At 47.6% G+C, this 8293-nt stretch carries 11 protein-coding genes; 4 read left to right on the forward strand and 7 right to left on the reverse strand.

Going from position 1 to position 8293, the window contains the following annotated elements:
• Positions 1-46 precede the first annotated feature (46 nt).
• The 6 genes from BN6465_RS00040 to BN6465_RS00065 form a co-directional block, all read right to left on the reverse strand.
• Positions 47-1624, reverse strand: coding sequence for a recombinase family protein (locus BN6465_RS00040; protein WP_154410947.1), 1578 nt, complete (start codon positions 1622-1624; stop codon positions 47-49).
• A 144-nt stretch (positions 1625-1768) separates the two neighbouring features.
• Positions 1769-1963, reverse strand: coding sequence for a hypothetical protein (locus tag BN6465_RS00045; protein WP_002334813.1), 195 nt, complete (start codon positions 1961-1963; stop codon positions 1769-1771).
• A 72-nt stretch (positions 1964-2035) separates the two neighbouring features.
• Complete coding sequence (gene mobV, locus BN6465_RS00050) at positions 2036-2980, reverse strand: MobV family relaxase (RefSeq protein ID WP_066730576.1); 945 nt, start codon at positions 2978-2980, stop codon at positions 2036-2038.
• A 182-nt stretch (positions 2981-3162) separates the two neighbouring features.
• Positions 3163-3549 carry a replication initiator protein A gene (locus BN6465_RS00055; RefSeq protein WP_066730577.1) on the reverse strand — a complete coding sequence of 129 codons (387 nt, stop codon included), beginning with the start codon at positions 3547-3549 and terminating at the stop codon, positions 3163-3165.
• A gap of 111 nt (positions 3550-3660) precedes the next feature.
• Positions 3661-4074: a cysteine-rich VLP domain-containing protein gene (locus BN6465_RS00060; RefSeq protein ID WP_032548360.1), complete on the reverse strand. Its 414-nt coding sequence runs from the start codon at positions 4072-4074 to the stop codon at positions 3661-3663.
• Positions 4064-4246: a hypothetical protein gene (locus BN6465_RS00065; protein ID WP_066730578.1), complete on the reverse strand. Its 183-nt coding sequence runs from the start codon at positions 4244-4246 to the stop codon at positions 4064-4066. The genes BN6465_RS00060 and BN6465_RS00065 overlap by 11 nt, the downstream gene beginning before the upstream one ends.
• Before the next feature lie 167 nt (positions 4247-4413).
• On the opposite strand from BN6465_RS00065, the gene BN6465_RS00070 reads away from it, so the two are divergent.
• The 4 genes from BN6465_RS00070 to BN6465_RS00085 all read left to right on the forward strand — a co-directional run bounded on the left by BN6465_RS00070 (position 4414) and on the right by BN6465_RS00085 (position 7552).
• Entirely contained in the window at positions 4414-5211 is a 798-nt protein-coding gene (locus BN6465_RS00070) for a helix-turn-helix domain-containing protein (RefSeq protein ID WP_066730579.1), read from the forward strand.
• Positions 5212-5235: 24 nt separating this feature from the next.
• Positions 5236-6006, forward strand: coding sequence for a nucleoside phosphorylase (locus BN6465_RS00075; RefSeq protein ID WP_052802846.1), 771 nt, complete (start codon positions 5236-5238; stop codon positions 6004-6006).
• Between the two features lie 24 nt (positions 6007-6030).
• Entirely contained in the window at positions 6031-6807 is a 777-nt protein-coding gene (locus BN6465_RS00080) for an ANT(9) family aminoglycoside nucleotidyltransferase (RefSeq protein WP_002578722.1), read from the forward strand.
• Between the two features lie 199 nt (positions 6808-7006).
• Positions 7007-7552 (forward strand): AAA family ATPase, encoded by a 546-nt coding sequence (locus BN6465_RS00085; RefSeq protein WP_002578721.1) that lies wholly within the window; start codon positions 7007-7009, stop codon positions 7550-7552.
• Positions 7553-8069: 517 nt separating this feature from the next.
• Here BN6465_RS00085 and BN6465_RS21095 read toward each other — a convergent pair.
• Positions 8070-8293: hypothetical protein (locus tag BN6465_RS21095; protein WP_207645255.1), on the reverse strand; the 224-nt coding region annotated here is incomplete at its 5' end.

An 8293-nucleotide genomic window follows, 5' to 3' on the forward strand; every position in this document is an offset into this window, starting at 1 on the left:
CCCCGTTTCCCTTAGTTAAAGATATTGTTGGGTATCTCAAGATGTGTCATTCGATTTTGCCGATAAAGCGGTAGAAGATTTCCACTTCCTGTTCCCGGCTTCCGTCCTCACTTTTGACCGCTTCATGGACAAGGATTTTTTCAATCAGCGTATTCAGAAGTTCAGCCGTCAATTCTGTGGGATTGACATACTGTTTCATCAGACCTATCCACTTTTCAGCGTCAACCGCTGTCTGGGCGGCGGTCTCCATCGCTTCGTGAAGCCGTTCAATTTTTACGTCCAATTCTCGCTGTTCGCCCTGATACTTTTCGGACAGCATATTGAAATTGTATTCTGTAATGCGTCCGGCAGACCAGTCCTCATACATTTTTGCAAACAGGGTGTCTACTTCTGCTTTGCGCTTTTCCGCCTTTTTCAGTTCGGCTGTCTGCCGCTTCCTTGCAGTATTGCGTTCCTTGTCGCTGGCGTTAAGTAGCCGTTTCAGAAGTTTGTCCCCATCCTGCTGTGCCAGCACAGACCAGTATTGCAGACGGGAAAGGACATAGGCGTAAAGCACATCATAGCGGATATAGTGCATGGAACACTGGTGCAATCCTTGCCCGTACTTGCTACAATGGTAGTGGGCATAGGGATTTTTGTTCTGGCTGTTCATACCATAGGCCAGCGACCAGCCGCAGTCCGCACATTTTACCAGCCCGGAAAATATCTGTGTTGTGCCGTTCTTCTGCCGTCTGCGCCTGTTGCAAATCTGCTCCTGTACTTGACGGAACACATCTTCGGAAATAATCGCTTCGTGGGTGTTCTCCACACGATACCATTCCTCTTTTGGCTTGCGTACTTTCTTCTTGTTTTTGAATGAAATGTTGGTCTGCTTATTGTGGACGCTGTGTCCGATATAGGTTTCCTCTTTCAGAATACTTTTCACCTGCGCTATCGTCCACGCATAGGCTTTTTCCTCCGGCGCTCCGGCATAGATATTTGCGAAAGTGCCGTATCTCTGGAAATTCAGCCAGCCGGGAGTAGGTACTTTTTCTTCGACCAAAATCCGTGTAATGCTGGCGGCTCCCCGGCCATGAACGGCAAGGTCAAAAATCTTTTCGATAATCCACCTTGTTTCCGGGTCAATCAGAAGATGGCCTTTCTTATCTGGGTCTTTGACATAGCCAAGCGGAGCATAGGCTCCATAGTGTGCGCCATTTGCGAACCGTGTCCGCATGGCCGCCTTTACCTTTTTGCTGGTCTGGCGGGCGTGCATTTCATTCAGAATGTTGAGGAATGGGGCAAGCTCATTCTCTCCGTTGATGGTGTCCACATTGTCATTGACAGCGATATAGCGGACGCCTTTGCTGGGAAAGTAGATTTCCGTGTACTGGCCGGTCAGAATGTAGTTTCTGCCTAAGCGGGATAAATCCTTCGTAACAACGCAGTTGATTTTCCCGTCCTCAATGTCATCAATCATTCTCTGAAAATCCGGCCTGTCAAAGTTCGTTCCAGACCATCCATCGTCGATATATTCATCTATGACATTCAGGCCATGCTCGGCGGCATATTGCCGGAGCATCATGCGTTGTGTCTGAATACTCCCGCTTTCTCCTTGCAGTTCATCGTCCCGGCTCAATCTCATATAAAGCGCCGTGTTGTAAATCGTAGTATTGTAAGGTTGTTTCACCGTAAAAATCCTCCTTCTAAAGAAACAACCCACGCTTACAATACTTTTGCTCTATGGCAATTATATCATAAGCGTGGGCGTGTTATCAATGATGGGCTATCAGGTTGAAGCGGCTTTTTCTGCGGTATGCCGCACCACATCTACAATCAGATCACCGAGGGGCTTCCCGCCTGCGGCGAAGTGTTCGGAGATTTTTATACGGTTGTTCCCACATACAAAATACTGCGTGCCGTTCTCTGCTTGTATAACCTGCCCTGTTCGGGGTGTAAAAATATCGCTTTCACTTTTTGCCATCCAGTGTCCTCCATATTCAGTTTTCAAGGTACAATGCCGCACAGAGGCGGCGAAAATTTCTGCTTATATCTATCACCTTTCCTTTACCGTGTGCCGCTGCTGACGTTTCAGTTCCGCCAGTATATCCGGCGGGATACGGTCAACCAGCCGCTGTAAATTGTCCAGTTCGCTTTTCAGCTTTGCCCGTTCCATCGTATCTTTCATCTTTCCTTTTTCGCTGGCCTTTGCCCTTGCTTCCAACTTCTCATTCTCCGCCAGCAGGTCATTGATTGTGACCTTGTACTTTTTCAACTGCCCGGAGAAATTCTCCATCTGCGGGAACCACTTTTTCAGCATGGAGAGGGCTTCCTCTTTTTTCTTTCCGGCGTTCAGCGGGTTAATGCCGTCCAGTGTGGCTTCAATGGCTCTTGCCTGCCGGGAGAGGGAAACCGCCTGTTTGAAAAGCCGGGTGGGGATATGCTTCCGGCCTGTCCTGCTGGCGCTCTCCCCACGCTCCAAGTCAGGATATTTCTCCACCATATAGGCGTGAAAATCGTCCTGCCACTTCGTCAGGTTTGCCCGGTTGCCGATAATCTCCTTTGCACACAGGCGGTTGTCCTTTGTCAGCGGAACAAAGGTCAAATGCAGGTGGGGCGTTTTCTCGTCCATGTGTACCACCGCCGACACGATATTTTCCCGTCCTACCCGGCCAATGAGGAAGTCCGCCGCCCTCTGGAAAAACGCCTGTATCTCCTTTGGGGATTTCCCCTTGAAAAACTCCGGGCTGGCAGTTACCAGCGTATCGACAAACCGTGTGCTGTCCTTGCGGGTTCGGCACCCGGCCTGCTCAATCCGGCTCTGAATGAAGTGGTAATAGCGTCCCTCCGGCTTGACGATATGGAAGTTGTATTTGCTCCGGCTTGTGTCAATGTCGGGATTGCTGGCATACTGTTCTTTCTGTCTTTCGTGATGGGCTTCCAGCGGCCTTGCCGGGTTGCCCTTGTGCTTCTCAAACCGTAAAATTGCGTGTTTTGCCATTCTGCTCCTTTCCCCATTCCTTTCCTATCCGGGGTTTTCCACAGGGAAAATCCCGCAGAAAATAGCTCGGATAGGATTGGAATGGATAGAATATAAATCAATCTTTTTATCTTTGTATTTCTATATACCGTCCGGTTTTCGTACGTCTCAGGAGTGATTTCCGTACTTCATGGGTACGGTTTTCAGTCCTCCGGCGTACCAGAACCGGATTTCTTGAAGTCGGTGTTTGGAACCGCTTCATAGGATTTTGGGAAAATGCGGTTGGGTTTTCCACAGCCCTGCTTCTGGATCTCCACCAGTCCGGCGTATTGCAGTTCCCGCAGGGTATTCACCGCTTTCTGCCGCCCACAATGGAGCAGTGTGACCACTTCACAGATAGGGTAATACAGGAAAATCCGTCCGCAGTCATCCGCCCACCCATTCTTGCGGGATAACTCTGTCCGGCGCAGGATAAAGGCGTACAGAACCTTTGCCTCGTTGGACAGGGTGGGGGCTTCAAAGAGAAAATTCGGGAGCCGGGTGAAGCTGAACGCCTTTTCCGGCTGGTGGATATAGATGGTATTTGTCATAGTTCGTTTTGTGGACGGTTAGAAGCCCGTTTTCCGGGGCGGGCGATACTTTATACCACCTGCCCCGGTTTGGGGCTTGCAAAGCCTGATAAATCAAGGCTTTTTTCGCTCCTAACTGTCCACAGCAGACCTCCTTTTCCGTTCACTTTCTGTTTTCTGCCGCCTGTGAACTCTGGCGGCACAGCCGGGGCAGTATTTTGCCCGGTTGGATTTGGGGACGAACACACCGCCGCAGACCGCACAGCGTTTCAAGTCCTTATCCCGGAAAATTTCCGCTTCCAGCGTCCCGTCCAGCGGCAAGACCGCCCAGCGGAACCACTTACAGCAGACCGAGAAAGAAATCGTCTGCGGGCAGGTGCAGGTGTCCCCATCGTCAAGGGCAATGCAGTTGCCGTCCTCACAGCAACAGCACTCCCGGCGTATCAGGGCGCTTGCCCGTTTCCGCTGCGCCGGGGTCATGCGGTAAAGGGAACCGTCCGGCCTGCATTCCAGCGGCGGCAAGTCTTTGTAGGGATTATTTTTCATGCGTTCCCTCCGTTTTGCTTTCCGCTGCCGTTCTCCCCGAAAAGGCTTCCTGCCCCATTCCTGCGGCGTGTTCCGGCGTTGGCACGCTCACCGCAGCTTCGGGACATTTTGTCTCGAAGTCCGGTTCCTTGCGGTGCTTCCCCAGCCGGGGTATTCCTTTTCGGACGGTCATTCTGTTTTCAAGGTGCTGTCCATCGATGAACTACCCTAAGTCTACACGAAAAAAATGCAATCCCCGGAATTTTGCGAGAATTGCATTTTGATGAAGTTTACACTTTGGAAATTGACATTTTTGCAATCATTCTGTATAATGGAAGTATGCGGAGGAGGTGCGTATCTATGGCTTTACCCGGAACACCCGGACAGCGGATTTCCGATTTATGCAACGGGAACCACATCACACAAAAGGAACTTGCGGAGAAGATAGGGGTTTCCGCTTCCCAGTTGAGCCGCATTGTCAGCGGCGAAACGAGAACGGTCAGCAGTGATATTCTCATAGGCGTGGCAAAGGAATTTAAGGTATCGACAGACTACATACTGGGCTTATCCACCGTGAGCGTCCGTAAAAGCTACGATATTTCTGAATTAGGCTTGTCCGAGGGAGCCGTGAGGGGGCTCGTGACGGGTGCTGTTGATGTGCAAATCCTCAACCGCCTGTTGGAACACAGGAATTTTCCTAAGCTGATAGATTTGATACGGATTTATTTTCAGGACACAGCGGCAAAAGGCATAACAGCAAGAAACCAGCTTATCGAGATAGCAACGGCTTCCCTGTCCGACCTGATGAAAGAACACCCGGAACACCGGGCGGAAGCAAAGCAGGATTTACAGCTTTTGAACGCCCAGAAGATGGGGGAACATGAGGCGGAGATTGAGAAAATCAAAAATGTGTTCCTTGCTATCCTGCGGGATATTAAGAAAGCCATTGACAACGGGGAACAGCCGGGAGAAGCTGTGACCGCCGCGATGTTCCAAGCCATGCGGGACGCATTGGCGGAACAGAAGCAAAACCCGCTTTCCATTGACGATGTAGCGGCGATGGTTGCCGGACAGATCGGACAGCTTACGCCGATGGATGAAGAAACTGCCGACCTGTTCAAGCAGTTGGCAAAAAAGATGATGAAAGGAATAGAATAATAGCCTGTTATTCGAGATAATAATATGCCATTAGTAAAGCATGACTACCCTGTTTTAGAGTACGATACCGCATCAAAAGCTGTTTTTCAGCCGGGAAATGGGAAAAAATGTTTTCCTGCAAAAGCAGTGTTTGCTTTTTTAGGAGACGAGGTTGAAAATTATGCACATACCCATGATGGAATACAGATAGATGAATTTGAAAGTGCAACAAGACGATATCCTATTTATGAATGTCTTTATAATCAGGAGAAAATATGTCTATGTCCGGCTCCTGTGGGAAGTGCTGCTGCCGTCCAAGTTTTAGAATATTTAATTGCAGCGGGTGTAACAAAGATTATTTCCGTCGGCTCCTGCGGCGTATTGGAAGACATCCCGGAAAATAGATTTTTGATACCTGTTTCTGCATTGAGAGATGAGGGAACATCTTACCATTATCTTCCTCCCTCCCGAGAAGTAGAGATTTCAAAGGCTGGTATAAATGCGATTGAATCTGCTTTAAGCCAAAAGAATATACCATATTGGGAAGTTAAAACATGGACAACAGACGGTTTTTATCGAGAAACAGTAGAAATGGTTCAGTATCGGAAAGAAGAGGGATGTCAAGTAGTAGAAATGGAATGTTCCGCATTGGCGGCGTGTGCAAAATTTAGAAAAGTTACATGGGCTATGCTGCTTTTTTCAGCCGATACTCTTGCAGACCCTCATAAATACCAAGAAAGAGAATGGGGAAAAACAAGTATATCCATAGCCTTAGAATTAGCCTTAGACGCTGTTTTATCAGTTGTTGAGGAGTAAAAATAAATACATATAGGAGTTACAATGAATATAAATGAATTTCCACAACAAGTAAATCAAGTTATTTCAATAGCAGAAACCATATTACAAGGTCAAATATTGGGGATATATTTATATGGTTCAGCAACAATGAATGGGCTGCGTCCAGATAGTGATATAGATATACTGATAATTACTAAACAAGAATTGAGTAATTCAATCAGAGCAGATCTAACAAAGCAATTATTGAAAATTTCTGGCTCCGTAGGCTGTATTGAAAAAAGACCTTTAGAGGTAACTATTATCAATCAATCTGATATTGTTCCGTTGCAATTTCCGCCAAAATGTCAGTATATGTATGGTGAATGGCTAAGGGGAGAGATGGAAGCAGGAGAATATCCGCAAGCCTGCAATGACCCAGATATAATGATTTTATTATGGCAAGCAAGAAAAAATAGCATAACTTTGAAGGGGGCGGAAAGCAAAGAGCTTATTCCCGCTATCCCATTTCACGAAATTAAAAAAGCAATTCGGTTTTCTTTACCTGGTTTGATTTCCAGCTTTAAGGGTGATGAAAGAAATGTGTTATTAACCTTATCACGAATGTGGTTTACTTTAGTAACAGAAGAAATCACGACAAAAGATGTTGCCGCAAAATGGGTAATTTTAAAATTGCCGGAGAGATTTCCCCCCCTGCTAACAACGGCAAAGGAAGCTTATTTGGGAAATTTGTCTGATGAATGGGAGACAGTAGAAAAGGAAGCGATGGCACTTGTAGAATATATGAAAAAACAAATTGAGGAATTACTTAGAACAGAGTAGCAAAGTTAGCGGGGCCAATCAACGGTCAAGATGAACGGCGCATAAATGCGCCGCCGTTGACAGTCCCGCCCGTCTTTGCTGATGGGCAATCAAGGCGGGAAAGCCCTAAAATGGCTTCCCGCCCATTTCAATCTTGAGAGAAGAAACGCTCCAAAATCAGAAAGAGAGCGGTAAATCTGAATTGCGAGGGAGAATGTAGATGAATCAAGGAAGAATTATTGTGATTACAGGTTCGCCGGGAACAGGAAAGACAACAACTGCGTCGATTGTCGCAAAAGAATCGAACATGGATAAATCTGTGCATATGCACACAGACGACTTTTTTCATTATTTAAGCAAAGGAGCAATACCGCCGCATTTACCAGAGTCCAACGAACAAAATTTAGTTGTCATTGAAGCCTTTTTAGAAGCTGCAAAGCGCTATGCCCGCGGCGGATATGATGTAATTGTAGATGGAATTGTCGGGCCGTGGTTTTTAGAACCATGGAGAGCCCTTGTTCGAGAAGATTATGAAGTACACTATATTGTTTTAAGAGCCAGTAAAGAAGAAACTATGAAACGAGCTGTGGAACGTTCAAAATTAGACAGAAAAACAAATGTTGAATTAGTAGAAACAATGTGGGAGCAATTTTGTAATTTGGGGATATATGAATCGAATGTTATAGAAACGACAACCTATTCTATCCAAGAGGCTGTTTTTGCAGTAAAAGAAAAAATTTCAAGTGGAGCCGCATTGCTATCTTAAACGATTTCTAAAAATCGAAATTTCATTTATCAGAGAAATAGCAAAGCCAGTCAACGGTCAAGATGAACGGCGCATTTCATGCGCCGCCGTTGACAGTCCCGCCCGTCTTTGCTGATGGGCAATCAAGGCGGGAAAGCCCTAAAATGGCTTCCCGCCCATTTCATTATGAGAAAAGAAACGCTCCAAAATCAGAACGAGAGCGGCCAAGCACTTTGAGGGATTGGCCGCCTTGTCCACCCATTCAGCGGGACGGCGGGTGGCGGTCAAGGCCGGGTGTAAGCCCGTTCATTTCAGCCTTGACGGTTGCCCGCTGTCCTGTTACTTTTCCGGGAGTGTAGCCACAACTTCGGGACACTTTGTCCACAAGTCGGAGCGTAGGACGAGGGACGGGGGCTTTCATATACGCCCAGTCTGCTGTTGAAACCAGACCTGTGCTTACGGCTCTACGCCACGCAAGCACAGCCCTGTTTTCCTGCCGCTTCAAATGCCCTTGCCCTCCCCGGCGGCAACGGCATTTTCACGGCAACGCCGACAGAGCGTATAACACACTACACTTTGCTTCGCAAAGTCGTGTGCCAAATGGGGGCGTTGCCCCCTTTGGAAACCCCCACAAGAAAAGGCGGTACGCTACCCCTCCACGGGGCGCATACCGCCTTTTCTTGTTATCCAGCCCTCCGGCTGTATCGGTTGAGCAAAAGTCCGCGTGGGATTGATGTGGTATCTTTAACTTTGGGAAACTCC

It is taken from the genome of Bariatricus massiliensis, from assembly GCF_900086725.1.
GTDB classification, from domain to species: Bacteria; Bacillota; Clostridia; order Lachnospirales; family Lachnospiraceae; genus Allocoprococcus; species Allocoprococcus massiliensis.